This window comes from Streptomyces wedmorensis, assembly GCF_000716445.1.
GTDB lineage: Bacteria > Actinomycetota > Actinomycetes > Streptomycetales > Streptomycetaceae > Streptomyces > Streptomyces wedmorensis.
The window spans coordinates 135215-161690 of the sequence record NZ_JNWK01000010.1 but is presented as its reverse complement, the minus strand read 5'-3'; the positions used below and the strand labels follow the sequence as shown (position 1 = coordinate 161690).

General features: G+C 74.0%; 27 protein-coding genes. 14 read left to right on the top strand and 13 right to left on the bottom strand.

The window, feature by feature from the left end; genetic code table 11:
* Positions 1-109 precede the first annotated feature (109 nt).
* Positions 110-1999 (top strand): alpha/beta fold hydrolase, encoded by a 1890-nt coding sequence (locus OO54_RS11270; protein ID WP_234439259.1) that lies wholly within the window; start codon positions 110-112, stop codon positions 1997-1999.
* Between the two features lie 48 nt (positions 2000-2047).
* Here OO54_RS11270 and OO54_RS11265 read toward each other — a convergent pair whose 3' ends face one another.
* From OO54_RS11265 to OO54_RS48530, 3 genes are all read right to left on the bottom strand, one after another.
* Entirely contained in the window at positions 2048-3412 is a 1365-nt protein-coding gene (locus tag OO54_RS11265; RefSeq protein ID WP_033202721.1) for an NtaA/DmoA family FMN-dependent monooxygenase, read from the bottom strand.
* On the bottom strand, positions 3409-4530 hold the full coding sequence (locus OO54_RS11260; RefSeq protein WP_033202720.1) for an LLM class flavin-dependent oxidoreductase: 1122 nt from the start codon (positions 4528-4530) through the stop codon (positions 3409-3411). Before OO54_RS11260 ends, OO54_RS11265 begins: the two co-directional genes overlap by 4 nt.
* A 114-nt stretch (positions 4531-4644) precedes the next feature.
* Positions 4645-4758 (bottom strand): putative leader peptide, encoded by a 114-nt coding sequence (locus tag OO54_RS48530; RefSeq protein ID WP_342450913.1) that lies wholly within the window; start codon positions 4756-4758, stop codon positions 4645-4647.
* Positions 4759-5141: 383 nt separating this feature from the next.
* Between OO54_RS48530 and OO54_RS11255 the strand changes: the two genes are divergently transcribed.
* Positions 5142-6338, top strand: coding sequence for an alpha/beta hydrolase family protein (locus tag OO54_RS11255; protein ID WP_033202719.1), 1197 nt, complete (start codon positions 5142-5144; stop codon positions 6336-6338).
* A gap of 140 nt (positions 6339-6478) precedes the next feature.
* On the opposite strand, the gene OO54_RS11250 is transcribed toward OO54_RS11255, so the two are convergent.
* From OO54_RS11250 to OO54_RS11240, 3 genes are all read right to left on the bottom strand, one after another.
* The gene (locus OO54_RS11250) at positions 6479-7063 is read right to left on the bottom strand and encodes a nucleosidase (RefSeq protein WP_234439258.1); all 585 of its coding nucleotides are present in this window, start codon (positions 7061-7063) and stop codon (positions 6479-6481) included.
* Between the two features lie 93 nt (positions 7064-7156).
* Positions 7157-8545, bottom strand: coding sequence for a VWA domain-containing protein (locus OO54_RS11245; RefSeq protein WP_033202717.1), 1389 nt, complete (start codon positions 8543-8545; stop codon positions 7157-7159).
* Positions 8542-9423, bottom strand: a complete 882-nt coding sequence (locus OO54_RS11240; protein WP_033202716.1) for an AAA family ATPase — start codon at positions 9421-9423, stop codon at positions 8542-8544. The genes OO54_RS11245 and OO54_RS11240 overlap by 4 nt, the downstream gene beginning before the upstream one ends.
* Before the next feature lie 182 nt (positions 9424-9605).
* On the opposite strand from OO54_RS11240, the gene OO54_RS11235 reads away from it, so the two are divergent.
* Positions 9606-10895 (top strand): PP2C family protein-serine/threonine phosphatase, encoded by a 1290-nt coding sequence (locus OO54_RS11235; protein WP_033202715.1) that lies wholly within the window; start codon positions 9606-9608, stop codon positions 10893-10895.
* 136 nt (positions 10896-11031) lie between these two features.
* Positions 11032-11397, top strand: coding sequence for a luciferase domain-containing protein (locus OO54_RS11230; RefSeq protein ID WP_026057873.1), 366 nt, complete (start codon positions 11032-11034; stop codon positions 11395-11397).
* Positions 11398-11556: 159 nt separating this feature from the next.
* Here the strand turns inward: OO54_RS11230 and OO54_RS11225 are convergent, their stop codons facing one another.
* Positions 11557-12048: a PaaI family thioesterase gene (locus tag OO54_RS11225; protein ID WP_033202714.1), complete on the bottom strand. Its 492-nt coding sequence runs from the start codon at positions 12046-12048 to the stop codon at positions 11557-11559.
* Between the two features lie 97 nt (positions 12049-12145).
* On the opposite strand from OO54_RS11225, the gene OO54_RS11220 reads away from it, so the two are divergent.
* Together OO54_RS11220 and OO54_RS11215 are read left to right on the top strand one after the other, a co-directional pair.
* Positions 12146-12622: a winged helix-turn-helix transcriptional regulator gene (locus OO54_RS11220; protein WP_033202713.1), complete on the top strand. Its 477-nt coding sequence runs from the start codon at positions 12146-12148 to the stop codon at positions 12620-12622.
* 191 nt (positions 12623-12813) lie between these two features.
* Positions 12814-13671: a YhjD/YihY/BrkB family envelope integrity protein gene (locus OO54_RS11215; protein WP_033202712.1), complete on the top strand. Its 858-nt coding sequence runs from the start codon at positions 12814-12816 to the stop codon at positions 13669-13671.
* A 3-nt stretch (positions 13672-13674) separates the two neighbouring features.
* Here OO54_RS11215 and OO54_RS11210 read toward each other — a convergent pair whose 3' ends face one another.
* Complete coding sequence (locus OO54_RS11210; protein ID WP_033202711.1) at positions 13675-14517, bottom strand: ABC transporter permease; 843 nt, start codon at positions 14515-14517, stop codon at positions 13675-13677.
* Positions 14514-15422, bottom strand: a complete 909-nt coding sequence (locus OO54_RS11205) for an ABC transporter ATP-binding protein (protein WP_033202710.1) — start codon at positions 15420-15422, stop codon at positions 14514-14516. The genes OO54_RS11210 and OO54_RS11205 overlap by 4 nt, the downstream gene beginning before the upstream one ends.
* A 134-nt stretch (positions 15423-15556) precedes the next feature.
* On the opposite strand from OO54_RS11205, the gene OO54_RS11200 reads away from it, so the two are divergent.
* The 3 genes from OO54_RS11200 to OO54_RS11190 all read left to right on the top strand — a co-directional run bounded on the left by OO54_RS11200 (position 15557) and on the right by OO54_RS11190 (position 18179).
* Positions 15557-16876, top strand: coding sequence for a sensor histidine kinase (locus OO54_RS11200; protein ID WP_033202709.1), 1320 nt, complete (start codon positions 15557-15559; stop codon positions 16874-16876).
* The gene (locus OO54_RS11195; RefSeq protein ID WP_017237361.1) at positions 16873-17550 is read left to right on the top strand and encodes a response regulator; all 678 of its coding nucleotides are present in this window, start codon (positions 16873-16875) and stop codon (positions 17548-17550) included. The genes OO54_RS11200 and OO54_RS11195 overlap by 4 nt, the downstream gene beginning before the upstream one ends.
* Before the next feature lie 125 nt (positions 17551-17675).
* Positions 17676-18179 (top strand): NUDIX domain-containing protein, encoded by a 504-nt coding sequence (locus OO54_RS11190; protein ID WP_033202708.1) that lies wholly within the window; start codon positions 17676-17678, stop codon positions 18177-18179.
* Positions 18180-18242: 63 nt separating this feature from the next.
* Here OO54_RS11190 and OO54_RS11185 read toward each other — a convergent pair whose 3' ends face one another.
* Positions 18243-18764 carry an AMIN-like domain-containing (lipo)protein gene (locus OO54_RS11185; protein WP_033202707.1) on the bottom strand — a complete coding sequence of 174 codons (522 nt, stop codon included), beginning with the start codon at positions 18762-18764 and terminating at the stop codon, positions 18243-18245.
* A 100-nt stretch (positions 18765-18864) separates the two neighbouring features.
* Between OO54_RS11185 and OO54_RS11180 the strand changes: the two genes are divergently transcribed.
* The 3 genes from OO54_RS11180 (at position 18865) to OO54_RS11170 (ending at position 20345) form a co-directional block, all read left to right on the top strand.
* Entirely contained in the window at positions 18865-19500 is a 636-nt protein-coding gene (locus OO54_RS11180; RefSeq protein WP_033202706.1) for a DUF6629 family protein, read from the top strand.
* 7 nt (positions 19501-19507) lie between these two features.
* A complete protein-coding gene (locus OO54_RS11175) occupies positions 19508-19723 on the top strand; it encodes a hypothetical protein (RefSeq protein ID WP_017237363.1) in 216 nt (71 codons plus the stop codon).
* A gap of 124 nt (positions 19724-19847) precedes the next feature.
* Positions 19848-20345 (top strand): peptidylprolyl isomerase, encoded by a 498-nt coding sequence (locus OO54_RS11170; RefSeq protein ID WP_033202705.1) that lies wholly within the window; start codon positions 19848-19850, stop codon positions 20343-20345.
* A gap of 149 nt (positions 20346-20494) precedes the next feature.
* Here OO54_RS11170 and OO54_RS11165 read toward each other — a convergent pair whose 3' ends face one another.
* The 3 genes from OO54_RS11165 to OO54_RS11155 all read right to left on the bottom strand — a co-directional run bounded on the left by OO54_RS11165 (position 20495) and on the right by OO54_RS11155 (position 24439).
* Entirely contained in the window at positions 20495-21331 is an 837-nt protein-coding gene (locus OO54_RS11165; RefSeq protein ID WP_033202704.1) for an SDR family oxidoreductase, read from the bottom strand.
* Positions 21332-21449: 118 nt separating this feature from the next.
* Entirely contained in the window at positions 21450-21698 is a 249-nt protein-coding gene (locus OO54_RS11160) for a type B 50S ribosomal protein L31 (RefSeq protein WP_017237366.1), read from the bottom strand.
* Between the two features lie 137 nt (positions 21699-21835).
* Positions 21836-24439, bottom strand: a complete 2604-nt coding sequence (locus OO54_RS11155) for a SpoIIE family protein phosphatase (protein ID WP_033202703.1) — start codon at positions 24437-24439, stop codon at positions 21836-21838.
* A gap of 157 nt (positions 24440-24596) precedes the next feature.
* Between OO54_RS11155 and OO54_RS11150 the strand changes: the two genes are divergently transcribed.
* Positions 24597-25361: an alpha/beta fold hydrolase gene (locus OO54_RS11150; RefSeq protein ID WP_033202702.1), complete on the top strand. Its 765-nt coding sequence runs from the start codon at positions 24597-24599 to the stop codon at positions 25359-25361.
* A gap of 231 nt (positions 25362-25592) precedes the next feature.
* Positions 25593-26189 (top strand): LURP-one-related family protein, encoded by a 597-nt coding sequence (locus tag OO54_RS11145; protein ID WP_033202701.1) that lies wholly within the window; start codon positions 25593-25595, stop codon positions 26187-26189.
* Positions 26190-26476: the final 287 nt, after the last annotated feature.

Below are 26476 nucleotides of genomic sequence, written 5' to 3'. Positions count from 1 at the left end.
GCGATCTGTGCGCTGTTCATGCGCTCTGGTCGCTCTGCTCCCCATGCGTGAGGCTTGCGGGCGTCCGTACGGCGGACAGTCAGCAGACCTTCGAGAGGAACGGGTGCACGTGCCCCAGGACACCCCCTTCACCGGTGACTCGTCCGAGAGATTCCCCGGGTTCCCCGGCGTCACGGTGGGGCTCACCGCCGCCGAGACCGCCCGGATCGCCGAAAGCGGCCTCTGGGCCGCCGACGGAACGGTGGACCCGGACGCCGCCCGGCTCGGCCAGACCCTCGCCACGGCGCTGCTCGACCCGAGCGCGGAGGACCTCCTCCCCGCCGAACTCGCCGCGCACGTCGAGGAGGTACGCGGCCTCGCCCGGCCCGCGTACCACCGCATCGAGGCCACCGACGGCGTCCGGCTCTCCGCCTTCAGCCTGCGGCAGCTCGCCCCCGGCCCGCACCCGCTCGTCGTCTTCCCGGCCGGCTGGACGCCCTTCGGCTGGCCGGTCTTCCTCTGGGCGTACACCGTCCTGGCGCGCAAGGGATACCACGTCCTGGCCTACACGCCCCGCGGGCTCGGCTACGCCGGACTCCCCTCCACCTCCGAGGGATTCGTCGACGTCGCAGGACCCAACGACGTCTCCGACGGCTCCGACGTCATCGACTTCGCCCGCGACCGCTTCGCGCCCGGCGCCATCGGCTTCATGGGGGAGTCCTACGGCTCCGGCATCAGCCAGCTCGTCGCCGCGCACGACGAGCGGGTCTCCGCCGTCGTCGCCCTCAGCACCTGGGGCAACCTCGCCACCAGCCTCTACGGCCACGGCACCCGCCACCTCGTGGTCGTCGAGGCGCTCACCGGCTTCACCGGCGGACGGGTGGAGGAGAAGTTCGACGAGGCCAACCGGGCGATCCTCGACGACTTCGCGAACAACCGGAACCTGGACGCCGTCGTCGACTGGGGCCTGCAGCGCTCTCCCGAGTCGTACCTCGAACAGACCAACGAGAAGGGCACGCCGACCTTCTTCTCCCACACCTGGCACGAGAGCCTCTTCCCGGTCGACCAGCTCCTGACGACCTTCCAGGGCCTGGAGGTCCCCAAGCGCCTGAACCTCTGGATCGGCGACCACGCCGTCCCCGAGGGCGCGGGCCTCGTCGGCACCCGGCCGGGCACGGTCGACGTGCCCCTGGCGGAGGCGTACGCCTGGCTCGACCACCACCTCAAGGGCGAGGCGAACGGGGTGGACGACTGGGACGAGGTCTGCAACCAGGTGATGTTCACCTACGTGACGGAGCCGGTCCTGGATCCCGAGACGGGCGAACCGACCGGCGAGAACCGCGTCGTCGAACCCGCGGTCCGCGAGAGCCGCGCCGACTGGGGCCGGGTCACCACCCGCGTCGAGACGTTCGCCCTCACCGGTGACGGGGCGGGCGGCGCCGACGGAGCGCTCGTCCCCGGCGGCGAAGGGACGCCCCCTCCCGAGGCCGTCGGCTGGCGACGCTCCTTCGTCGCGGGCGTGGACACCGACGCCACCGCCATGGACCTGCCGCTCATGACCACCGGTCAGGCGGAGTGGGCCGGAAACCCCAAGATCTACGACACCCGCAAGATCGACCGCCGGCACGCCGTGGCATGGACCACCGATCCGCTCGCCGCCCCCGACGGCGAGGGGTCGGTCGGCCGCAGGATCCGGGGCGTCCCGCGCCTGCGCCTGACGTTCCGCTCCACCGCCACCTCGGCGAGCCTCATCGCCCACCTCCTCGACGTCGCCGAGGACGACACCGCCCGGATCGTCACCCACGAACCGCTGAGCGCGTACGACCTGACGCCCGAGCAGGACACCACCGTGACCTGGGAGCTCCAGGCAGCCGCGTACGACATCCCCGCCGGCCACCGCCTGATGCTGGTCGTCGACAGCAAGGACCCCCTGTACGGAGACGCCTCCGTCACCTGGACGCAGACCACCGTCGGCTCGCCCGACGACGAGCCGTCGTTCCTGGAACTGCCCCTGGGCTGAACCCGGAGGGCGGGCGCGCACCGGCAGGGTGCGCGCCCCGCCCGCGTGTCACGCCACCGGCGGCAGCTCCAGGTGCTCCCGCAGCGTCGTCCCCGTGTACGCGGTCCGGTACACGTCCCGTTCCTGGAGCTCGGGCACGAGGAGGTCGACGATGTCGTCGAGCCCGTCCGGGATCAGATACGGCGTGATGTTGAAGCCGTCGACGGCGCCGTGCCGGGCGAACCGGGCGAACTTCTCGGCGAGTCCGGCCGGGGTCCCGACGTGCCCGTGCTGCGGACCGAGCTCGATGACGGTCTCGCGCAGCGACCAGCCGTTGGCCTCGGCCCTCGCCCGCCATTCGGCCACCACCGGCCACGGGTCCTCCACCCACCGGGTGCCGAACGTCCCGGTGTCCCGGACCGCCACCGGGTCCTCGGTGGGCAGCGGCCCGTCGGCGTCCCGGTCCGACAGGTCGATGCCCCACAGCCGGCTCGCGATGCCGAGGGCCACGGCGGGCGTGACCTGTTCGTGGCGGACCCAGCGGGCCTTCTCCTCCGCCTCCTTCTCCGTCGCCCCGATGACGATCTCCGTACCCGGCAGGATGCGCAGCGCGTCCTCGGCACGCCCAGCGGCCCGCAGCCGGCGGCGGACGTCCTCGGCGAAGGCCAGGGCGTCGTCGAAGTCCGTGCCGTGCGCCGAGAAGATCACGTCCGCGTGGCGCGCCGCGAAGTCCCTGCCCTCCCCCGAGTCACCCGCCTGGAAGATCACCGGATGGCCCTGGGCGCTGCGCGGCAGGGTCGGCGCGAGGTCGACGTCGACGTGCGCTCCCCGCGACCGTACGCGTCCCACCGCGCCCGGCACCGACCACGAACGGGCGGCCGCGGACTCCGCCACGGCGCCGTCGGCCCAGCCGTCCCACACGGCGCGCGCGGCGGCGAGGAACTCCTCCGCGCGCCGGTAGCGGTCGGCGTGGTCGAGGTAGCCGCCGCGCCGGAAGTTCTCCCCGGTCCAGGCGTTGTGGGTGGTCACCACGTTCCAGCCGGCCCGGCCGTCGGAGAGCAGATCGAGCCCGGCGAGCCGCCGGGCGAGGTCGCCCGGTTCGTTGAAGGTGGTGTTGGAGGTGGAGACGAGCCCGATCCGCCCGGTCGCGGCCGCCAGTGCCGACAGCTGGGTGATCGAGTCGGGGCGGCCCGCCACGTCCAGTTCGTGGATGCCGCCCCCGGACTCGCGCAGCCGCAGCCCGTCCCCGAGGAAGAAGGCGTCGAAGAGCCCGCGTTCGGCGGTCCGCGCGACCCGCAGGAAGGACGCCGGATCGATCTGCGAACCACTGGCGGGGTCCGACCAGATCGTCCAGTGGTTGACCCCCTGGAAGAAGACCCCGAAGTGCAGCCGGGCGTCGGGGCGGGGGACGTCGTCGCGATCGGCGCGGGTCATCGGATCTCCTCCGGGGCGGGCACGGCGGCGCCGTCGGTCGTGAAGCGGCTGAGGGGCCGGGGGAGGCCCAGGGAGGTGCGCAGGGTCGTGCCCGGCAGCGGCCTGGCCGCGAGCCGGCGGGCGAACAGGCCGGGCAGGACCAGCCGCGAGAGCACCGCCAGGTCCTCGTCGAGGACGAGCGGATGGAGCCGCACGCCGTCGACGTGACCGGCGAGCTCCGCGAGGAGCGACACCAGGCCGTCGGCCGGACCGGAGTACCGCAGCCGGTCCGGGCGTTCGCCCCACGGGGCGTACCGCTCCAGGTCGGCTGTCCGCTCCCGCGCCGTCTCGCGCGGGGTGTCCAGGGCGACCTCGATCTCGGCGAAGGCGAGCGGCGCGCCGGAGGACGCCGCCGTCTCGCGGACCAGGGCCGGGGTGGCACCGCCGACCAGGGCCACGTCGGCCAGACCGGCCGGCACGAGCCCGCGGCGGGCCAGGACCACGGGGCGGCCCTGCGGCGGCCGGGGCACGATCGACGGGCCCTTCACGGAGTACGTCTCGCCCGCGAAGTCGATGGCGTGGAGCCGGGACCGGTCCAGATAGCGGCTGGTGGCCACCGACCGGATCACCGCGTCGTCCTCCCACGAGTCCCACAGATCCCGCACGACCCGCAGTCCGTCGTGGGTCTCACGGGCCAGTGCGTCGGCCCCCTCGACGACGGGCCGGCCCCAGGCACGGGCGGCCCGAGGATCTTCCTCGACCCCCACCACCCACCCGGCACGGCCGGCCGAGACGTGGTCGAGCGAGGCGAGCTGCGAGGACACGTGGAACGGCTCCGCGTACGTCGTCGCGAGGACCGGAGCCACGCCGAGGACGCTCGTCGAGGCGGCCACGAACGCGGCCCGCTCCACCGAGCCGATCCGCCCCACGGGACCCGATCCGTCGCCGGAACCCGGCGGCAGGATCGAGTCCTCCAGGGTGACCAGGGTGAAGCCGGCGTTCTCGGCGACGGCCGCGACCCGGGCGAGCCGCCGAGGGCTCAGCAGCTCGCCGGGGGAGTGCGCGGCACGGCGCCACGCGGCGGGATGAGCACCGTCACCGTCGATCTCGACGGCGAGGCGCAGGGCAGGGCGGGGCATGGAGGTCCTTCCGGAGGTCAGGGGCGCGCGACGGCACGACAGCGGTGCGGGGCACGGCTGTCCGGAGCCGGTCGGCGAGACGTCACGGGACGCGCGGACCCACGCGGAGCGGGGTCAGGCGCGAGAGGAAGGACAGATGGCCGAGGCGGTACGGCAGAAGTCGACGTGCCGACGGCAGACCAGGCCGGTGGCGGCCCGGGCGGGGGCGTGCGGTGTCGTGGTGATCACTGTGACCACGTGCGCCTCCCCCGGTGGTGGACCCGTCCGGACGCGGACGGTGACGCCTCACCATAGGCAGGCCGCCTTCCGACCTGTCAAGGTTCTTCCGACCGTCCTGCACCCTCCCGGCGTTCCCGTCGGTCGGAGCGTCAGGAGAGGGACGAGCGTGGCGAGTTACGCGCCCGTCCGGAGGTCGCCAAGGGGCGTCTTGCCGATCAGGGCGTCGGCCAGGCGCTGATCGGGCGTGTCCGTGAGCGGTGCTGGTCGTGTGGAGCACAGCCTGACCGACAAGACACCCCCAAGGGGCTGGATCCCGACTCAGACTCCGGTCTGACCGGATGTGGGCCCGTGGGCGGACGCGCCGGCCCGTCCGCCGCGCCTAGCGTGCCCGCATGACCCGAATCACCCGGGCGGCCGCGGCCGCCGCTCTCGCCTGCTCGCTCGCCTTATCCGCGGGGGTCGCCACCGCGGCCTCGGCCCCCGGCGCCACGGCCTCCGTTCCCGACACCACGGTCGCCACGGCCGCCGCGCGGTCGGCTCGGGCCGCCGCCCTTCCCGCGCCCACCGGGCCGTACGCCGTCGGCAGCACGGTCGTGCCGCTGGTCGACCGGTCGCGCACCGACCCCTGGGTGCCCACCGCCGACGGGCGGGCGCTCATGGTCACACTCCACTACCCGGCCGCGCGCTCCGGTGGCGGCAGGCCGGCTCCGTACGCGACCCGGGAGGAGGCACGGCTGCTGGCCCGGCAGCTCGGGCCGGGCGTCGAGGGCGACGTGCTGGCCCGGACGCGCACCCACAGCAGGTCCGACGCCCGCCCGGCGCCCGGACGCCGCCCGCTGGTCCTGCTCTCGCCGGGCTTCGGCGTCTCGCGCTGGACGCTCACCCACCTCGCCGAGGACCTCGCCTCCCGCGGCTACGTCGTCGCCTCCGTCGACCACGCGTACGAGTCGTTCGGGATCAGTCTTCCCGACGGCCGGACCCTCACCTGCGTCGCGTGCACGGCCCTCGACGAGGGCGGGGTGCACGGGAGCGTCGTGACCTCGACCCGCGCCGCCGACATGCGGTACGTCCTGGACCGGCTCACCGGCGCGCGGCCCGTCTGGCGTCACGCCGACGTGATCGACGCGAGCCGGGTCGGCATGGCCGGCCACTCCATCGGCGGGGCGAGCGCGGCCACCACGATGGCCGCCGACCCGCGCGTCGACGCCGGCGTCAACATGGACGGCGCGTTCTGGGAGGACCTTCCGGCGGAGGGCCTGCGGGGCCGTCCCTTCATGATGCTCGGCACCCACGACGACACGCACCTGCCCGGGGGGACCGACACCACCTGGGACCGCACGTGGCCGGCGCTCGACGGCTGGAAACGCTGGATCACGGTGGCCGGATCCGAGCACTTCACCTTCTCCGACGGGCCCGTGATCGCCCGTCACTTCGGCCTGCCCCAGGCCCCGCTGCCCACCGACCGCGCCGTCGCCGTGACCCGGACCTACGTGGCCGCCTTCTTCGACCGGCACCTGCGGGGAGTCCCGCGCCCCGTCCTCGACGGTCCGTCGCCGGAGAACCCGGAGGTGCACTTCCAGCGCCGCTGACCGGCAGGCCGGGGCGCGGGGCGTCCCCGGTGCGCGGGAGCGGCACCGGGGACGTCCACGGGGCGCGGAAGCGGCGAGCGTATCGGCCCGAACCTCAGGAGTGGCACGGGCCTCGGCTCAGGAGCTGTACGGAACGCAGCTCAGGAGCGGTACGGCGTGTTCGCCTCCGCCCAGTCCGCCAGCGCGCGGGCGCACTCGGCGACCGACTCGCGCCAGCTGCGCGCGGCGCCGTCGCCTGCCTCGTCGCTGACGTGCTTCACGATGCGCAGCGGTACCCCGGCGAGCGCGGCGGCCGTGGCCAGCGAGTATCCCTCCATGTCGACCAGCGCCGCCCGCTCCGCCAGCCGCACGCGGGAGGCCTCGTCCGCGATGAACGCGTCCCCTGTGGCGAGCACCACGTCGCCGCCGTCCGGGAGCGTCAGGGGCGCCCCGTACGTCTCGCCGGTCAGGGTGGCGAGCAGCTCACCGTCGAGGTCGTGCTGCAACACGGTGCCGACGACGTGCGTCCCGGTCCAGCCCGGACGCAGCGCCCCGGCCGTGCCCAGGTTCACGATCCCGGCGGGCCGCGGCCCCCGGCCCAGTACGGTCGCGAGGGCCGTCGCCGCGTTCACCTTGCCCATGCCGGTCAGCAGCACCGGCAGATCCGTGTCGAGGAACTGCGCCTCCTCCTTGACCGCGACGACGAGCAGGGGACGGTCGACCGTGATCTCTCCCAAAAGTTCCATGGGGGCCACGCTAGTTCGCCCGTCCGACTTTCGTACAACCGGGCGTAGGCGGCGGTCGGGCGCACGGCCCGCCGCCGCGCGCGCGTACCTCCGTCAGACCGGCAACAACCGGCCGACCAGCGCACCGAGCTGCTGGGCGTTGCGGCAGGGCCGCATCTCGACGAGCCCGGCGTAGGCGGGGGCCACCGAGTCGCCCGTGCCCCACAGGGAGGGCTGCTCCGGGTTGAGCCAGTGGACCCGCCGGGCGCGGTCGGCGACCAGGCGGAGCGCCGCGAGGTTGGGGTCGGCGCCGTTGGTGCGGGCGTCGCCGAGGACGAACACCACGGTGCGGGGCCCGACGGCCTCCGCGTACCGCTCGGCGAACTCGCCGAGCGACGTGCCGTAGTCGCTCTGCCCGTGCCAGCCCGTCAGCCGGGCCTCGCCGAGGATCCGGTCACCGAGAGCCGCGGGGTCCGCCGAGCCCCGGGCGATCAGATCCGTCACCTCGTCCACCCGGTTGACGAACGCGAAGACCCGGACCCGGCTGAACTGGTCGTGCAAGGCCTGCACCAGCAACATCGTGAACTGGGCGAAACCCGCCACCGACCCCGAGACGTCGCACAGCAGGACCAGCTCGGGACGCCGGGGGCGGCGGCGCCGCAGCACGGGCCGCACCGGAACGCCGCCGGTCGACAGCGAGCCGCGCAGCGTCCGCCGCAGATCGATCTCGCCGCGCGCCGCCCGGCGCCGCCGGGCCGCGAGCCGGGTGGCCAGCTTCCGCGCGAGCGGCCGCACCGTAAGCCGCAACTCGTCCAGCTGCTCCCGCCCGGCCAGCAGGAAGTCCACACGGTCCGCCGTGCCCGCGACCGCCCGCCGAGCGACCCGGTCGCGGCCCTGCCGCTCGGCGACGCGCCGCCGCGCCTCGGTCCGCACCCGCTCCCGGAAGGCCTCGATCCGGCGCCGGATCTCGTCGTCGACCAGCCGGTCGGTGAACTCGGGGTCCGCGGCCCCGGAAGCCGCCCGGATCCGGTCACGGACCCGGGCCAGCAGCGTCTCGGGACGCAGCCGGGAGAGGGTCTGGTACGAGGACCAGCCGTCCGACTCCGGACCGGAGCCGAAGCCCCCGAAGCCGCCCACGGCCTCGGCGGCGAGCCCGTCGAGAGCGGCGCCGTCACCGGCGGCCAGGGCCTCGGCGAGCCGGTCCCGCAGCGCCGCGAGATCCGCCGGGGTGCCTCCGGACGCCGTCTCCCCGGGGACGCCACCGCCGAGCGGGAAGTACAGATCGAAGACCCGGTCGAACACCGCGCGCTGCGGCGCGCCGTGCAGCAGCGTCGCCGCCAGCGCCTCACGGACCCGCTCCCGGTCCGTGAAGCCGACCGCCCGGAGCGCCTGACCCGCGTCGACCGTCTCGCCGGTCCCGATCCCGAAACCGTGCGCACGCAGCGCGGCCACGAGACCGGTCAGGCGCGCGGCCGTCCCCCCGGCGGGGGCCGCCGTGCTCACACCGCGTCCAGGTCGAGCTTGGCCGCCGCCTTCACGATGTCCTCCTGGTGCTTCAGGAGGACACCCAGGGTCTCCCGTACGACCCGCTCGTCCAGCCGGTCGGCGCCGAGCGCGAGCAGCGTGCGGGCCCAGTCGATCGTCTCCGACACCGAAGGGACCTTCCGCAGGTCCATCGCCCGCAGCGCGCCCACGACCCGCACGACGGACGCGGCGAGCGCGGTGTCGAGGCCGGGGACCTTGAGGGTGACGATCCGGCGCTCCAGCTCCTCCTCGGGGAAGCCGATGTGGAGGAAGAGGCAGCGTCGCCGGAGCGCCTCGGACAGCTCGCGGCTCGCGTTCGAGGTGAGGACCGTGAACGGCCGACGCGTCGCCGTGATCGTGCCGAGCTCCGGGACGGTCACCTGGAAGTCGCTCAGCACTTCGAGGAGCAGGCCCTCCACCTCGACGTCGGCCTTGTCGGTCTCGTCGATGAGGAGCACCGTCGGCTCTTCGGAGCGGATCGCGGTGAGCAGCGGGCGGGGGAGCAGGAACTCCTCGCCGAAGATGTCCGTCCGGGTCTCGTCCCACGACTCGCCGCGGCCCGCCGTGATCCGCAGCAGCTGTTTGGCGTGGTTCCACTCGTAGAGCGCGCGGGACTCGTCGACGCCCTCGTAGCACTGCAGCCGCACCAGACGGGCCCCCGTCACCGCGGTGACGGCCTTCGCGAGCTCCGTCTTGCCGACCCCGGCGGGGCCCTCGACGAGCAGGGGCTTGCCGAGCCGGTCGGCGAGGAAGACGGTGGTGGCGACGGCAGGCGACGCCAGATAGCCGGTGGTGGCGAGCCGTTCGGCGACGTCGTCGACGGAGGTGAAGAACCCGGTCGTCGTGGCGGTGGTCATGGCTGTCCCCCCGGGGAGCGGATTGGCGTACCGGCCAGTAGCATCAGTCGTACTTGATCAGATCGGGCACCGCCGCACAACCGTCCCGCACCGGCTCCGTGCCGTGCGCGGGGCGCCACCCGCTGGTGCAATGGGGAGACCGGGTTCGCCGCCCGGCGGACCGCGCGGGCGGTGGAGGTGTCGTGGCGGAACGGGACGAGGGCCTCCTGAGCAGGGTGCGGGCCCTGGAACGGGCGATCGGCGAGATCGGCACGACCCTCGACGAGACGACCACCTGCCGCGAGCTCGCCTCCTTCCTCGTCCGCAACCTGTACGGCACCTCCGCCACGGTCGACCTCCTCGCCGACACCGGCGGCCCGCTCCGGCGCGCCGCCGCCAGTGCGCCCGCCGGCGATAAGGCGGCCACCGCCCCGGACGGCCGCGGCGCGGGCTCCGGCACCACCGGAGGCACTGCGGGCTCCGGCACCGCCGGTGGCGCCGCTGGTTCCGAGGTCACCGTCGTCGCTGCGGGTTCCGGTCCTGCCGGTGTCGCTGTGGGTTCCGGAACCGCCGGAGGCGCTGTCGCCGGCGGGGGCTCCGGGGCGGTGGGGGACAGTCTCGCCGTGCCGCTCGCCGTCCACGACGAGGAGCCGCTCGGGACGGTCACCGTCACCAGGGCGGGCGGTGCCGCGTTCGCCGCCGACGAGTTGGCGCTGCTCCGCCACACCGCCCGGCTGGCCGCCCGGCACCTCGGACACGCCCGCAGGCTCGCCGCCACCGAGGACACCGCGCTCCACCTCCAGCGCGCCCTCGTCGCCGAACCGGGCCGGCCGCACCCCAACCTGGAGATCGCCGGCGGCTATCTGCCCGCCGGGCACCGGACCCTGGTGGGCGGCGACTGGTTCGAGACCGTACGGCTCCACTTCGGCAGGAGCCTGCTCGTCGTCGGCGACGTGATGGGCCACGGCCTCGCCGCGGCCGTGGACATGAACGCCTACCGCACGGCGCTGCGCGAGGTCGCCGCGACGGACCTGCCGCCGCACCGGGTGCTGCGGCACCTCGACTCCGTGGTCGCCGAGGACGACGCCCGCCGACCCGCCACCTGCCTCCTGGTCCGGGTGGACCCGGCACGCGGCAGCGCGACCTTCGCGAGCGCGGGGCACCTGCCGCCCGTCGTCTTCGCCGCCGACGGCTCCGCGGAGCTCGTCGACCTCCCCGTGGGCCCGCCGCTCGGCACCGGGGTCGGCGGCTACGAACCCGCCACGCGGCCCCTGGTCTCCGGCGACACCCTGCTGATCTTCACGGACGGTCTCGTCGAGCGGCGCGACGAGGACATCGACGTCTCCCTCGCCCGCCTCGCCGCCCTCCGGCTGCCGGCCGGCTCCGGTCCCCGCGAGGTCGTGGACGAGGTCCTCCGGCGCCTCGGCGCGCACGGGGCGGAGGACGACGTGGCCGTCCTCGCGGCCCGGGTCCGCGCGCGCCCCACGTCGTGACACAGGGTCACTTCCTCCCCACGAATCGCGGTGACGCACGGTCACACCGCCCTCGTCGGCGACCTGTTTCGCCCCTTGGCGGGATTCTTCCCGCAGGACGCTTGTGCACGGCCCCGGCGCCCGGCACGCTCCTCGTATGAACACGGCCAGGCATGCCAGTGAACGTCTGATGAGCTGGCCCTCGCTGACCCCCGGCCGCGCCCATTGCGGCGCCGAGCTCGGACTGGGGACCGCGACGGAGGAAATCGTCCACTTCCACGGTGAGCACGAGGCCGACGTCCACCTCACCCGCGCCATGGTCGCGAAACTGCGCCCGGCCCTCCTGGGGTCGAGCGCGGTGCGTCTGCGCGCCGGATCGGGGTGGGTGACGGTCCGTCTGGACATGGGCTCGGACATCGACCTGCTCGCCACCCTGGTGAGCGCGGCCCTCCAGGCCAACGGCGTCCCCGACGTCGCCCCGGACGGCTGCACCCGCACCCGCCCGGTCCCCGGCACCCGCTGAAGGCCCCGCCCCCGGGCGCCGTCGGTCGATGCCGCGACGCCCGGGGGCCGGGCGTCCGTATGTCCCGGGGGCCGGGCGTCCGTATGTCCTGGGGGCTGTCGGTCCGCGTGTCCCGGGGGCGGTCTTTCCGCGGGTCCCGGGGTCGAGGCGTTCGCGGTCCTACGAGGGGACCGGGAAGAGCATGCACGTGCTCGTCGCGTGGGCGAGGAGCCGGTCCTCGGCGTCGTACAGGCCGGCCTCCGCGAGTGCCGTGCGGCGGCCCTGGGAGATCACCGTGCCGATGGCGCGGACCTTGCCCGTGTCCATCGTGATCGGGCGGAGGAAGCGGGTCGACAGGTCGAGCGAGGTGTACGCCGTGCCCTGCGGGAGCGTGGAGTGGACCGCGCAGCCCGCGGCCGAGTCCAGCAGCGTCGCGTACACCCCGCCGTGCACGCTGCCGATCGGGTTGTAGTGCTCCTCGCCCGGTTCGAGTGCGAACACCGCGCGGCCGGGCTCGACCTCTTCCAGGGTGAAGCCGAGCAGGGCGGCGATCGGCGGGCCGGGGAGTCGGCCCGCGATCATCTCCCGCAGGAAGTCGATGCCCGCCATCGTCATCGCGGCGCGCGCGGTGGCCCCGGCGTCCTCCCACTCGACCGTTCGTGACCGCCCCATCACCACTCCGCTCCACTCACATCTGACTTTGCACAGTGAAGCTAGCTTCCTCGTCCGCTGACTGTCAACGACAGAGTCAGGTGGCTACAGTGGGCGGATGAACTGGCTGGAGACGGATACGGAGAACTGCCCGGTCCGCCGCACCCTGGACGTCGTGGGCGAGAAATGGAGCCTGCTCATCCTGCGCGAGGCGTTCAACGGCGTCCGGCGGTACGACGAGTTCCGCCACCATCTCGGCCTCTCCGAGGCGGTCCTCGCCGACCGCCTCCGCAAACTCGTCGCCGCCGGCCTCCTGCGCAGCGAGCCCTACCGCGAACCCGGCGCCCGCACCCGCCACGAGTACCGGCTCACCCGCAAGGGCGTCGACCTCTGGCCCGTGCTCCTCGCCCTCAAGCAATGGGGCGACACGCACGCGGGTGAACCCGACGGGCCCGTCCTCGACATCCGGCACGACGCCTGCGGCTCCCCCGTCCGCGTCGTCGTCCAGTGCGAGGGCGACGAGCGGGCCGTCCTCACGCCCCGTGACGTCACCGTCCGCCCTGGCCCGGCGGCCCGCCCCCGCCGTGCCGTCTGACGCGCCACGAGGCCCGGTGGTCCTCCGCGCCATGAGGACCCGCAGCACCGCCTGACGCGCTACGAGGCCCGGCGGTCCTCCGCGCCACGAGGCCCCGCCGCACCGCTTGGCGCACCACCGGTCCGCCCTCCGCCACCCGTTCGGCGGCACCCCCGCGATGGGGCGTCGCCCGGCCGGGTACCTGACGTGGCATGCCCTCCCTTCCCGGTCCGCCGCACGGCGGTGCCCCCACCGAGAACGGCCACTGGTTCCAGCGGCTTTACGCGCGCGTGCTCGCCTCGCCCGTCGGGCTGGCGTGGAACCGCGGCCGCGCGATGGAGCTCATGCACCGCGCCATGGGCTTCGCGGCACTCAGCCTGCTCACCCTCGTCCCCCTGCTGATCGTCGTCGCCGCGGCCGACCTGGCGAGCGGCCGGGGCTTCGCCCGCTGGCTCGTCCAGGGCCTCGGCGTCTCCGAGGTCTCGGAGGAGGAGGTCGAGCGGCTCTTCGGCCAGCCGGGTCAGGCCCTGCAACGCACCACCGCCTTCGGCCTCGCCGCCCTCGCCGCCTTCGGCGTCACCTTCGGCTCCGCCGTACAGACCGGATACGAGCGGGCCTGGGACCTCCCCACCGCCCGCTGGCACACGATGTGGCGGCACGTCGTCTGGCTCGCCGTCCTCGTCGCGTCCCTGCTCCTCTTCGTCGCGTTCCCCGCGCCCGAGGACGCCCCGGCCGGCGTGACCACCGTCGTCGCCCTCGGCGACCTCCTCGGCACCTTCCTCTTCTTCTGGTGGTCCCAGCGGTTCCTGCTCTGCGGCCGCATCCGCTGGCGCGCCCTGGCGCCGGGCGCCGCGCTCACCGCACTCGGCCTCCTCGGGCTGCGGATCTTCTCGCAGCTCGTCTTCTCCCCGCTGATCGCCTCGAACGCGGTGACGTACGGACAGTTCGGCACCGTCCTGGTGCTCCAGTCCTGGCTCGTCGGCGTCGGCTTCGTCGTCTACGGAGGCGCCCTCGTCGGGCGCCTCGTCCACGAATCCCTCCTCCGCCGCCGACTGCGGCTCTCCCCGTGACCCCTACTGGTCCCGGCGCCGCACCGCGAGCACCGTGACCGCCGCCGCGCCCAGCGCCCACAGCGCGTACACCACCCACGCCCCGCCCACCGACCACGGGAACGGCTCCTCGACGGCCGGCCCCGCGTCCGCGAGCCGCTCCCAGGCGTGCAGCGGCGTCGCGTGGGCGAGCACCGCGGTCAGGTGACGCCGGTCCGAGAACACCGCGGGCAGCAGGAGGAGCAGGACCACCGCGCCGACGATCGAGGTCGCGCTCTTCCGCAGCACCGCGCCCAGCGCCATCCCGGCCACCGCGCACACCGGGGCGAGGAGGGCCGAGGCCACGACGATGCGCGCCGCCCCCGGGTGGGTGATCGGCAGCCCGATGTCCCGGGCCGACAGCACGGCCTGCGTCGACCAGAACGAGCCGCACGCGACCACCGCCCCGAACACGGCCTGCACCACCGCCACGACCAGCAGCTTCGCCGCCATGAGCGTGCCCCGCGCCGGCACGGCAGTGAACGTCGTACGGATCAGCCCGCTGCCGTACTCGCCGACCACCGAGACCACTCCCATGGCGGCCGAGGCGAGGATCAGGACCAGCGCCGCGTTGTACGTGAACGCGTCCCACAGCGCCATGTCGTTCGCCACGAACTCGGCCCGGCTCGCCGCGTCGTACTGGAGGAAGTAGCGGTAGTGGTCCCACGCGGTGCCGAGGTTGAAGGCGACCACCGCGAGGGCGCCGAGGAACAGCGACCAGCCCGTCGACCTCAGCGACCACAGCTTCAGCCACTCCGACGCCACCAGGTCGCGGAAGCGGGCACGGGGCTCCGTCACGGAGGCCACGGGAAGAGCGACGGTCGTCATCGGGCGTCTCCTGCCAGGTACTCGACGCTGTCGGCGGTCAGTTCCATGAACGCCTCCTCGAGGGAGGCCGTACGGGTGGTCAGCTGGTCGAGCGGCACCCGGTGCTCCAGGGCCAGTCGGCCGATGCGGGCAGCCGAGAGCCCGCTCACCGTCAGCAGCCCGGCGTCGTCCACGACCTCCGCGCCCTCGCCGAGCAGCAGCGCCGCCAGGGCGGCCCGGTCGGGCGAGCCGACCGTCACGCTCAGGCGTCTGCCCCGTGAGGCGAACTCCGTCAGGCTCTCCGCCGCGATCAGCGCACCCCGGCCGATGACCACCAGCTCGTCGGCCGTGTGCTCCATCTCCGTCATCAGGTGACTCGACACGAAGACCGTGCGCCCCTCCGCGGCGAGTCGCCTGAACAGGCCCCGCACCCACTTCACGCCCTCCGGGTCGAGGCCGTTCAGCGGCTCGTCGAACAGCAGCACCGGCGGGTCGCCGAGCAGCGCGCCCGCGATGCCGAGCCGCTGCCGCATGCCCAGGGAGTACCCGGCGATGCGGCGCCTGGCCGCACCCCCCAACCCGACCTCCTCCAGGACCTCGTCGACCCGGGAGAGCGGGACGCGGTTGCTGCGTGCCAGGACCGCCAGATGCGCCCGGGCGGTCCGTCCGCCGTGCGCGTCCCCGGCGTCGAGCAGGGCGCCGACGTGCCGCAGACCCCGCGGCCGGTCGGCGAACGGCCGCCCTTGGACCGTCACCGAACCGCTCGTCGGCGTGTGCAGGCCCAGGATCATCCGCAACGTGGTGCTCTTGCCGGAGCCGTTGGGCCCGAGGAAGCCGGTGACCCGGCCCGGCCGGACGGTGAACGTGAGTGCGTCGACGGCGGTCGTGGCGCCGTAGCGCTTGGTGAGTTCCCTGACTTCGATCATGTGCACCACCGTGCCGCCCGGGACCCGTGCCGGGCATCGGCCCGGCGCGGACAATCGTGGGGCGCCCCTGTCACCCCAGGTCGTACACCCCCGGTCCGATGCCCGCGGCAGGGGGCGCCGTTTACGATCACCGCATGTCCGTCACCCCGTCAGCACCGTTCTACAAGAGGGTTTCACCCGGCGGGTGGGCCGCCGTCGCCTGGGGCGCGGGCATCGCCTTCACAGCCCTCCTCCGGATGCCCGTGCCGGGCCAGGAGGGGCCGGACGTCCTGCCCGGCTTCGTCATCCTGCGCTGGGACGGCCTCGCCATGCTGACCGTCGCCACCCTCCTCACCCTGCGCGGCAGCGCCCTGCTCGCCCGCCGTCCGACCGCCGCCCTCAACCACCTCCTCGTCGCGTCGGTCATCGCCTCCACCCCCCTCGGCGTCACCGCCATCCCCTTCGCGCAGTACCTCGCGGTCGACGTCGCCCTGTACGCCATCGCCGCCGCCCGACCCCGCCCAGAGGCCTGGCGGGCGCTCCTGCTGGCCGTCGGTCTCCTCGTCGTCTACGTGGTTGTGCGCCTGCTCTCCGGCTGGAGCGCGGGCACCACGAGCGCCCTGGCGGTCGCCCTGACCGCCCTCGTGGCCTGGCTCCTCGGCCGCTCGGAGGGGCAGGCCCGGGAGTACGCGGCACGGAGCCGCGCACAGGCCACCGAGCAGGCCGTCACCGCCGAACGCCTGCGGATAGCCCGCGAGATGCACGACACGGTCGCCCACAGCATCGGGATCGTCGCCCTCCAGGCCGGGGCGGCCCGCCGCGTCATCGCGACCCAGCCGGAGGCCGCCCGGCAGGCCCTCACCGAGATCGAGAAGGCGAGCCGCGAAACCCTCGCCGGCCTGCGCCGGATGGTCGGCGCCCTGCGTACGGCGGACACGGAAGCGCCGTCCGAGGCACGGTGTCCCTCTCCCTCCGAGGCGCCGTCCGAGGCCCGATCGGAGGCAGGCCCGGACACCGCCGGCAGCACCACCGCCGTCACCGGACTCCGGGGACTTCCCGAGATGCCCGGCCTCGCCGCGCTCGACCGGCTCGCCGAGCTCACCGGGAACGCCGGGGTCCGGGTCGCCGTCCGCAGGGTCGGAGCCCCGGGCCCGCTGCCCCCCGACATCGACCTCTCCGCCTTCCGCATCGTCCAGGAGTCCGTCACCAACGTCGTACGGCACTCGGGCGCCGATTCCTGCACCGTCACCGTCGACCACCGTGACGCCGAGTCCCTCTCCGTCACCGTCGAGGACCACGGACCCGGCACCGGCCACGCGCGCGTGAGCGCCGGCCCGGGCTCCGGCTACGGCCTGACCGGGATGCGGGAGCGCGTCGCGGTGCTGCACGGAGAGTTCAGCGCGGGCCCCCGCCCCGGCGGCGGATTCCGCGTCACCGCCCGCATCCCCCTCCCCACAGGAGCCACCACCCGATGAGCGAGACCACAGCGGAGCGGCCCGTCCGGGTCGTCCTCGCCGACGACCAGCCCCTGGTGCGCACCGCGCTCCGGATGGTCATCACCGACACCGCCGACCTCGTCGTCGCCGGCGAGGCGGCGAACGGCGCCGAGGCCGTGCGCCTCGTCGAGGAGACCGGTGCCGACGTCGTCGTCATGGACCTGCGCATGCCCGGCACCGACGGCATCGAGGCCACCCGGCTCATCACCGCCGGCACCACCGGCGCCAGGGTCGTCGTCCTCACCACCTTCGACGACGACGACCACGTCTACGGAGCGCTCCACGCGGGCGCGTCCGGCTTCCTCGTCAAGGACATGGCCCTCGACGACATCCTCGCCGCCGTCCGTGTCGTGGCCTCCGGCGACGCCCTCATCGCGCCCAGCGTCACCCGCCGCCTCATCAAGGAGTTCACCGGCCGCCCCCGGACCACCCCCGCACCGCGTCGCGGCGTCGAGGGCATCACCGAGCGCGAGCGAGAGGTCCTCACCCTCGTCGGGCGGGGCCTCTCCAACACGGAGGTCGCCGCCGAGCTCCACATCAGCGTCGCCACCGCGAAGACCTACGTCACCAGGCTGCTCGCCAAGCTGGACGCACGCGACCGCGTGCAGCTGGTGATCATCGCGTACGAGGCGGGTCTGGTCTCCACCGGCTGACCAGGGCAGGGGCGGCGGGTGGAACGATCACACGATCCGGTGATCCGCGGGCGAGCGGCCGGGCGCCGGTCCCGGGACCGCTTGGATGGAGGCGATCCCACCAGCCCGTCGAGAGAGAGCCGCCCATGGCGAACACCTGGCTGCCGCCCGTCGAGTACATCGCGACCCTGCCGAGAGCGACGGCGTACGCCTGCCTCTACTTCACGGACACCGCCGGCCGCCCGTTCCAGCTGCGGGCCAGCGACCGCACCGCGCGGTGGCAGTGGCCCGGCGGGAACATGGATCCGGGGGAGACCCCCTGGGAGACGGCGGTGCGCGAGTGCCGGGAGGAGACCGGGATGACCTTCACGGGCGAACCGCGCCTCCTCGGCACCCACTTCGTCACGGACCGGGGCGAGGACTGGCCCGCCAACCACATCGGCTTCATCTTCGACGGCGGGGAGCTGACGGACGAGCAGATCGCCGCGGTCGTCCTCGACCCCGGGGAGCACAGCGAGTACAGGCTGCGCACCCTGGACGAGTGGGAGCGGGAGATGGAACCGGCGGAGTTCGCACGCCTCGCCGAGATCGACCGGGCCCGCAGGACCGGCTCGACGGTGTACGTCGAGGCCGGTCCCGCCGCGGACTGACCGCGGACACCAGCGGTACGACGGTGGGGCCGCCCTTCCGGGCGGCCCCACCGTGCTGCCGTGTCAGGCGCGGCAGCCGACCGGGTGCGCGATGTCGATCACGAAGCGCTCGGGGGAGTGCAGCGTGGACGTCTTGTAGGCGGGCTTGCTGTCGAAGGCGGCTCCGATGGAGACCACGCCCTCGAAGTCGCCGGTCAGGGCGACCCCCTTGAGCGTGGGCAGGTAGATCTTCAGCAGCCGGGGCCCCTGGTAGACGGACCGTCCGGCGTCGTCGTGGGCGGCGGCGGGGGAGAGGGTGATCGACAGGAAGTACTTCCCCGCGAGCGGGACCCTTTCGCCCGAACCGTCGTAGTGGAGCGCGCCGACCTGGTGCACGGTGACGGAGGGCATGGCGCCCCGTACGTCGATCACGAGCCGGTCGAAGGTCGCGTGGCCGCCCCAGCGGGCGTTGACGACCAGGGCTGTCGTCGGCGTCGTGGAGGTGCGGGACGGGGCGTTCGAGGCGCCTGCCGGGAGCGTGGCGCCGATCCCGGCGGTCAGGAGGATTCCCGCGGCCACGGCCGCGAGGGTGTGACGGTGCTGCATGACGTCCCCCAAACTTCTCCTGCTCGGGGACAGTGGTGTCACTGGCAGAGACATCCACCACAAGCGTACGGTTCCACCCGTTATGGGGTAAAAGTGCGCTATGTGCTGGAGTGCGGCGGCCGACCTCTGGGCGGGCCTCGGAATCGTCGCGGTCGGCGTGGCCTCGCTCGCCTCCGTACGACGTCCCGCGGACGCGCCCCTCGCCGCCCTGCCCCTGCTCCTGGGGGCCCATCAGATCGTCGAGGCCGCCGTCTGGCACGGCGGAGGCGGCACCGGGCCCGCCACCCTCGCCTGGACCGTGATCGCCCTCCCCGTGCTGCCCCTCTGGGTGTCGGCGGGCGTCATGGCCGCCGCCCGCCCCGCCGACCGGCCGCGGCTGCGTGCGCCGCTCCTCGCGGGCGCGGCGACCGCGGCCTTCCTCGCGTACCGCCTCGCCACCCGTCCCGTCTCCGCCGGGATCCGGGGCCGCACGCTCGGCTACGCCGTCGACCTGCCGTACGCGCCCCTGGTCCTCGCCGGCTACCTCCTCGCCACCGTCGGCGCGCTGCTGCTCGCCCGCGACCGGATCCTCCGGTTCCTCGGCGTCGTGACGGGATCAGGGGCCGTGGTCTGCGCGGTCCTGTGGGGCGAGGCGTTCGTCTCCACGTGGTGCGCCCTCGCCGCCGTCGCCTCGCTCCTGGTGCTCTTCTGGATCCGACGGCGGCCGACCGTAACCCATCGTGCTCTCAGTAGTTGACCCGAGCATGAAGAAGCGCAGCATGCTCGCCATCGCCTCCCTCGCCGCAGGCGTCGTCACCGCTCTCGTCACCCCGCCGCCGCAGGCGAACGCGGCCGAGAACCCGCTGGGCGGCGCCACCGGTCTCCTCCAGGAGGACCAGGGTGCCGCCACCGTCCTGCACGACACCGTCCAGGGGGCCGAAGGCGCCCTCCAGGGCCAGGCCCCCGGCGGACTGCTCTGACCCCGCGCCCCAGGTGGCGACCGGTGCCCCGCGATCCCCGTGGATCGCGGGGCACCGCCACGCCGTGACCCGGGAGGAGGCAGCCCGTGCGCGCGCCGTGCGCGAGTAATGACAGGATGTCCCCATGAGCGACAACGTTTACTTCGACATCACCATCAACGACGAGCCCGCGGGCCGCATCACCTTCAAGCTGTTCGACGACGTCGTCCCCAAGACGGCGGAGAACTTCCGCGCGCTCTGCACGGGCGAGAAGGGCTTCGGCTACGCCGGCTCCCCGTTCCACCGCGTCATCCCGCAGTTCATGCTCCAGGGCGGCGACTTCACCAACGGCAACGGCACCGGCGGCAAGAGCATCTGGGGCGAGAAGTTCCCGGACGAGAACTTCACGCTGAAGCACGACCGCCCGTTCCTGCTCTCGATGGCGAACGCCGGCCGCAACACCAACGGCTCGCAGTTCTTCATCACCACGATCGTCACCGACTGGCTCGACGGCAAGCACGTCGTCTTCGGCGAGGTCGTCGAGGGCCAGGACCTGGTCAAGAAGATCGAGGGCCTCGGCTCCCGCTCCGGCGCCACCTCCGCCGTCATCAAGGTCGCCGAGTCCGGCATCGTGAAGGCCTGATCGCCTTCCCGAGCCGAGCCGAGGGCGCCACGCGCCCTCGCTCGCCCACCCGGCCGGGGCGGGAAGCGCCGTCCATCGGACGCGCGCCCCCGCCTCCGCCGTGTCTCCGCCACCCCGGTGCCGTGCCCCGAGGCGGCCCCGGTGACCCCTCAGGCGAAGGCGGGCGCGTTCCGCTCCGCCCACGACGAGAACGGCCGCGCCGCCCTGCCGAGCACGCGCTCCACGTCGGGGCTCACCCGCCGCTCCTCCTCGTAGGGCGCGCCCATCACCGACAGCATCACGTCGACGGCCTCCTCCGGCAGGAACCGCACCAGCTGCGCACGGGCCTCGCCCGCACTCTGCGTCACGAACTCCACCGGCGCGCCCAACGCGTCGGCGAGGGCCCGCACCTGCTCGCGCGGTGACACCGGGGCCGGGCCGGTCAGCACGTACGTACGCCCCCGGTGCACCGGATCCCGCAACGCGGCCGCCGCCACCGCGGCGATGTCCGACGGATCCACCACCGGCAACGCCACATCGGCGAACGGGGCCGCGACCGCACGGGCGGAGCGCACCCCCTCGGCCCAGAGGTACGCGTTGGAGGCGAAACCGGCGGGCCGCAGCACCGTCCAGTCGAGCCCTGACCCGCGCACCGCGGACTCGAACGCCCGCAGCACCGCGTGCGACACGGACTCGGGCCGCGTCCCCGCCAGTTGCGAGGACTGGAGCACGATCCTCCGCACCCCGCAGGCCACCGCCGCGGCGACGACCGCGTCCGGACGCAGCTCATCACCGAGGCCCGCGACGAGCAGGTAGACGGCCTCCGCGCCCTCGAACAGCTCCTTCAGGCCGTCGACATCGGCCAGGTCACCCGCCCTGTGCGCCACCCCGGCGGGCAGACCCCCGGCCGGCCGTCGGCTCACCGCCGTGACCTCCTCGCCGGCCGCGGCCAGCAGCTCCACCAGCGGTCGTCCGACGTTCCCGGTCGCTCCGGTCACCACGATCACAGCAGTCCCCTCCAGGGAGTCAGGGCGGAGCGTGTGCGCTCCGCCGTCTTCGTGACCTCATCCTGGAAGGCGAACTGGCCACCTTCTGACCAGTTTCACGAGCGGGATTCCGGAGGCTTCAGTCCCCTTCGCCGAAGCGACGCTCGAACTTGGCGATCCTGCCTTCGGAGTCCACGGTCCGCGCCGTGCCCGTGTAGAAGGGATGGCTCTCCGAGGAGATCTCGACGTCGATCACCGGGTACGTCTGCCCGTCGTCCCACTCGATCGTCCGGTCGCTCGTCGCCGTGGACCGGGTGAGAAAGGCGTACCCGGCCGAGCGGTCGCGGAAGACCACGGGGCCGTACTCGGGCTGCTTGTCCTGCTGCACGTGTCCTCCTCGGGCTTGCCGCCCAGACGCGTCCGGGCCCTCTCGGCACGGCACCCCTCCAGCCTCTCCGCGCCGACGGCGGCCGACCAGCGCCACGGGCCCGACCGGGTGAACCGGGGTGTACGGACGCGAGGTGCTCAGGTGCCGTCGGGCCAGCGGGCCGCGAGCAGCAGCGCGATGTCGTCGGGGCGGGCGGTGGCCTGGCGGGCCTCCCGGATCAGCCGGTCGGCGGCCTCCGGGAGCGGCAGCGAACCGGTCGCGGCGAGAGCCTCGCGCAGATGCTCGATCCCCTCGTCGATGTCCCGGCCGGGCCGCTCCACCAGACCGTCCGTGAACAGCGCGAGCACCGCGCCGGGAGCGAGCCGGAGCCGCGTCACGGGGTACGAGGCACGGTCGTCGACCCCCAGGACCACCCCGCCCGCCAGCTCCACCAGCTCCGTCGTCCCGTCCGGCTGCAGGAGCAGCGGCTGCGGATGCCCGGCCCGTACCGCCCGCACGTCACCCGTCTCCGGATCGAGCAGTACGTAGCAGCAGCTCGCGAACTGCCCGGGATCCAGGTCGATCAGCAGCTTGTTCGTCCCCCGCATCACGTCCTGCGGACGGTGCCCGCCCAGCGCGAACGCCCGGACCGCGCTGCGCAACTGACCCATCGTGGCGGCGGCCGCCACGCCGTGGCCCTGTACGTCCCCGATGACCAGGGCGAGCCGCCCGTGGTCCGTCTCGATCACGTCGTACCAGTCGCCCCCGACGTCCATTCCCTGAGTGCCCGGCAGATAGCGGCCCACCGTGTCCACGCCGTCCCGCACCGGCAGCCGGTGCGGCAGCAGCGCGTCCTGCAGCCCGCGCGCGACCGCCGACTCCGTGTCGTACCGCTGGGCCCGCTCCAGGGCCTGCGCGATCAGGCCCGCGAGCGCCGTGAGCACGGTCCGCTCCTCGGGGCTGAACCCGCGCGGCCGGTCGAAGCCGAGGATGCAGGAACCCACGGGCCGCCCCGACGCGATCAGCGGCAGGAACGCCCGCGCTCCCGAGTGCGCGTCCATCGGCAGGTCCGGATACGCGCGACCCAGCTGCTCCATCGACTCGAAGAACAGCGGCCGGCCCGTCGTCAGCGTCTCCACCCCCGGAAGCCGGGCGTCCAGGGCCACGCCGTCGAAGGGCTCCAGGAATCCCGGCGGGAACCCCGTCTCCCAGGCCAGGTACAGGCGCCGGTCGCTCAGCAGATAGATCGCCAGCTGCCGTCCGCCGAACGCCGGCAGCAGCTCCTCCGTCACCACCGCCGCCACCTGGCGCGCCGTCACCGCCTCGGTGAGCGCGATCGCCAGGGCCACCGGCCGGTAGAGGGCCGCCGCCCGGTCGCCCGGCGCGGAGAGCCCGTCGTCCGCCCGCCGGCCGCCCCGTGTCCTGGCGCCGAGCCCTGCCGGATCCTCCTCCGGGACCAGCACCATGGTGACCCCGTCCCGCCCCGGATGGAGCGACACCGACAGCCACCGGCCGCGCTCCGGTCGGGCCAGGAAGCGCACCGGTTCGCCGGAGAGCAGCGCGGCGCGGAGCTGCTCCTCGTGGAAGGGGTGGCCGAACCACGGCAGGGCCTCCCACAGCGGCCGCCCCGCCAGCGCGCCGCGGGGGCGGCCGAGCAGCCGTTCGGTGCGCTCGTTGACGTACGTGATGCGACCGAGCCGGTCGATGGCCAGGATCGCCCGTGGCAGCCGGTCGGTCGCGTCCGAGCCGACGAGGCCCGTCCCCAGGTCGACGAGCGTGCCCGTGAGATGGCCGCTTCCGCCGCCGATCGACCCGGGCGCGCCCGCCGCGCGCGTGTCGGCCCCGCCCGGGCCCGCACCGTCCGGTGCGGGCGGGCTCGTCCCGCCCGCCGTGCTCCTCCGCGCCCGCGCGGCCACCTCCAGCAGGTGCAGGCCGCCGTCCGGCCCCTTCAGCCGGAGCCTGCGGACCGCGGGCCGTCCGTCGACGCCCGTCGCCTGCCGTGCCGCCGCCCAGAGCGCGTACCCGTCCTCCGGTTCCAGCAGGGACGTCAGCACGTCGATCGAGCAGGGCGAGCCGAGCTCCGCCCCGAGGATCCCGAGCAGCCCCTCGTCGAGCGTGACCGTGCCCGTGTCCATGTCCCAGTCGAAGGAACCGAAGCGGACGGGCGGTCCCGAGCCGGTGGACAGCTGCACGCACACGGGATCGCCCGGCCACTCGACGACGGTGCCCGCGCGGGCCAGGCCGGACAGGGACTCGCCGAGGCGGAGCGCGCCGCGGGTCATCCGGTTCCGGTCACGCCCGTCCACGGCGACCCCCGGCGTGGGCGGCCGCAGAGCCACGAGCACCCCGAACCGCTCACGCCCGGCGACGACCGGCGCGTACAGCGAGGCGAACGGGAACGGCAGGCTGGCCACCAGCTGGGGAAACCGGCGCATGGCCTCCTCGACGTCGGAGAGGTGGACGGACTGCCCCGAGCGATGCACCTCCGCCACCGGGAACGGCCGGTTCGCGTGCATCCGCCACCACGGACGGAACAAGGGCCCCGGCAGTCCGACGAGCACCGCGAGCCGCAGCAGCCCCGGGGTGCCGGAGCGCAGGTAGACGCCGCCCGCGTACCCCCCGACCTCCTCGACGGCGCGGAGCGCCTCTTCCGCCAGCGTCCAGGTGAGCGCGGAGGAAGCAGGCCCGTCGGCAGTTCCCATCCCGGACGGACGCCCGGTGCCGCCCGCCGGGCCGGAGCCGGACGTGCCGTGCGAGGTCACACAGACAGGATGCCTCCGACGCGAAGGCCCCCGCATCCCGGACCCCGGGGCCCGCATTCCGGGCGGCGATGTTGACCGCACGCTTCCGCACCGTCACACTCGGTCGTCGACCGCCGCCGCCGGCGAGCGGCGCCACGACCCGCGACCAGGGGGCACGATGACGGACCGGCTTCTTCCGTACGACGTACAGGGCGGTGGTCCCGCGCGGGCCCTCGTGCTGCACAACTGGTTCGGCGACCGCACCAGCTTCGACTCCCTGCGCGCGCACCTGAACGACGCCACCGGCACCTATGCCTTCGTCGACTGCCGCGGCTACGGCGAGGCCCTCGACCACGCGGGCGCGTACACGATGGAGGAGGTCGCGGCCGACGCGCTGGCGGTCGCCGACGACCTCGGATGGGACTCCTTCTCCGTCATCGGCCACTCGATGGGCGGCAAGGCGGCCCAGCTGATGCTGCTCGACGCCCCCGACCGCGTCCGCTCGATCGTCGGCATCTCACCCGTCTCGGCGGCGGGCTTCCCCCTCGACGGCGAGACCTGGGAGCTCTTCGCCGGCGCGGCCGAGGAACCGGCCAACCGCCGGGCGATCATCGACAACACCACCGGCGGCCGGTACGACGACGCCTGGCTCGCCGCGCTCGTCGACCGGTCGGTCGGCCGCTCCTCCGCCACGGCCTTCCGCGCCTACCTGGACTCCTGGTCCCGCACCGACTTCCACGAGCGCGTCCGCGACAACCCCACCCCCGTCCTGCTCGTGGTCGGCGCCCACGACCCGGCGCTCGGCAGCGAGGCGATGGAGTCCACCTGGCTGCGCTGGTACCCCAACGCACGCCTCGAAGTCCTGAAGGACGCCGGACACTACGCCCCCGAGGAGACGCCGGGACCCCTCGCCGAGGCCATCGAGGCGTTCCTCGCCGCATGACGCCCTGAGCCCCCGCCCTGCGGGGGCTCTCCGGTGTCCTCGGAAGTCTTCGCCCGGAGGCTCGTCGTTGTCCTCGGAAGTCTTCGCACGGTGTGCGGGACGTCATCCGAACGTCGACGGATCCGACGACTTTCGAGGACAGCGGTGGGGCCGTGCCGCACGCGATCATCGTGGTCACGACGCCACGGGCGGTCTCCGGGAGACCGCCCACGATCAGCAGGAGCACACCCGATGGGCCTCGCGCAGTCACAGCACCGTTTCCACGTCAGGCAGAAGGTGACGCTCATGGCGAACCGCTACCTGGTGCACACCGTCGGTCCCGACGGCGAGGAGGCGGAACTCGTCGCGTTCGCCCACCAGAAGAGAATGGCGTTCAAGGAGCACGTCACCTTCTACACCGACGAGTCCCGAAGCCAGGTCCTGTTCACCTTCAAGGCCCGCCAGGTCCTCGACGTCGGCGCGACCTACGACGTGCACGGCGCCTCGGGGACCCGGCTCGGGAGCTTCCGCAAGGACTTCGCGGCCTCCTTGCTGCGCAGCACGTGGCACCTGAGCGGGGAGGGCGCGGCAGGGGAGGCCATGGGACAGGAGCGGCACCAGGGAGTGGCGCTGCTGCGGCGGCTCTGGGAGTTCCTGCCCTTCACGGAGCTGATCCCCTTCGCCGTGCCGTACCACTTCGACTTCACCGCGGCCGGACGGTCCGTCATGTCGGTCGACAAGCGGTTCGGCCTGCGGGACCGGTACGTGCTGGACATAGCCGATCCGGAGCTCGACCGGCGCCTCGCGATAGCCCAGGCCGTCGCCCTGGACGCCCTGCAGTCCCGCTGATCACCGGCGGGCGGCCTTCCGACGGCCTCAGGTCCACCCCGTGCTGATCACCGGCGAGGCGGCCGTCCGGCGGCCTCGGGTCCCGCCGATCACCGGCCGGTGGTCTTCCGGCGGCCTCGGGTCCCGCCGATCACCGGCCGGTGGTCTTCCGGCGGCCTCTGGTCCACCCCGTGCTGATCACCGGCGAGGCGGCCGTCCGGCGGCCTCGGGTCCCGCCGATCACCGGCCGGTGGTCTTCCGACGGCCTCAAGGCCCTGCTCATCACCGGAAGAGCGGTCTTCCGGCGG

What these genes read in the sequence shown, in the direction of transcription:
- OO54_RS11265 (WP_033202721.1), bottom strand. Translation starts at nt 3,412, where the DNA reads ATGACCCGCGCCGATCGCGACGACGTCCCCCGCCCCGACGCCCGGCTG.
- OO54_RS11260 (WP_033202720.1), bottom strand. Translation starts at nt 4,530, where the DNA reads ATGCCCCGCCCTGCCCTGCGCCTCGCCGTCGAGATCGACGGTGACGGT.
- OO54_RS11255 (WP_033202719.1), top strand. Translation starts at nt 5,142, where the DNA reads ATGACCCGAATCACCCGGGCGGCCGCGGCCGCCGCTCTCGCCTGCTCG.
- OO54_RS11250 (WP_234439258.1), bottom strand. Translation starts at nt 7,063, where the DNA reads ATGGAACTTTTGGGAGAGATCACGGTCGACCGTCCCCTGCTCGTCGTC.
- OO54_RS11240 (WP_033202716.1), bottom strand. Translation starts at nt 9,423, where the DNA reads ATGACCACCGCCACGACGACCGGGTTCTTCACCTCCGTCGACGACGTC.
- OO54_RS11230 (WP_026057873.1), top strand. Translation starts at nt 11,032, where the DNA reads ATGAACACGGCCAGGCATGCCAGTGAACGTCTGATGAGCTGGCCCTCG.
- OO54_RS11225 (WP_033202714.1), bottom strand. Translation starts at nt 12,048, where the DNA reads ATGGGGCGGTCACGAACGGTCGAGTGGGAGGACGCCGGGGCCACCGCG.
- OO54_RS11220 (WP_033202713.1), top strand. Translation starts at nt 12,146, where the DNA reads ATGAACTGGCTGGAGACGGATACGGAGAACTGCCCGGTCCGCCGCACC.
- OO54_RS11215 (WP_033202712.1), top strand. Translation starts at nt 12,814, where the DNA reads ATGCCCTCCCTTCCCGGTCCGCCGCACGGCGGTGCCCCCACCGAGAAC.
- OO54_RS11210 (WP_033202711.1), bottom strand. Translation starts at nt 14,517, where the DNA reads ATGACGACCGTCGCTCTTCCCGTGGCCTCCGTGACGGAGCCCCGTGCC.
- OO54_RS11205 (WP_033202710.1), bottom strand. Translation starts at nt 15,422, where the DNA reads ATGATCGAAGTCAGGGAACTCACCAAGCGCTACGGCGCCACGACCGCC.
- OO54_RS11200 (WP_033202709.1), top strand. Translation starts at nt 15,557, where the DNA reads ATGTCCGTCACCCCGTCAGCACCGTTCTACAAGAGGGTTTCACCCGGC.
- OO54_RS11195 (WP_017237361.1), top strand. Translation starts at nt 16,873, where the DNA reads ATGAGCGAGACCACAGCGGAGCGGCCCGTCCGGGTCGTCCTCGCCGAC.
- OO54_RS11190 (WP_033202708.1), top strand. Translation starts at nt 17,676, where the DNA reads ATGGCGAACACCTGGCTGCCGCCCGTCGAGTACATCGCGACCCTGCCG.
- OO54_RS11185 (WP_033202707.1), bottom strand. Translation starts at nt 18,764, where the DNA reads ATGCAGCACCGTCACACCCTCGCGGCCGTGGCCGCGGGAATCCTCCTG.
- OO54_RS11180 (WP_033202706.1), top strand. Translation starts at nt 18,865, where the DNA reads ATGTGCTGGAGTGCGGCGGCCGACCTCTGGGCGGGCCTCGGAATCGTC.
- OO54_RS11175 (WP_017237363.1), top strand. Translation starts at nt 19,508, where the DNA reads ATGAAGAAGCGCAGCATGCTCGCCATCGCCTCCCTCGCCGCAGGCGTC.
- OO54_RS11170 (WP_033202705.1), top strand. Translation starts at nt 19,848, where the DNA reads ATGAGCGACAACGTTTACTTCGACATCACCATCAACGACGAGCCCGCG.
- OO54_RS11150 (WP_033202702.1), top strand. Translation starts at nt 24,597, where the DNA reads ATGACGGACCGGCTTCTTCCGTACGACGTACAGGGCGGTGGTCCCGCG.
- OO54_RS11145 (WP_033202701.1), top strand. Translation starts at nt 25,593, where the DNA reads ATGGGCCTCGCGCAGTCACAGCACCGTTTCCACGTCAGGCAGAAGGTG.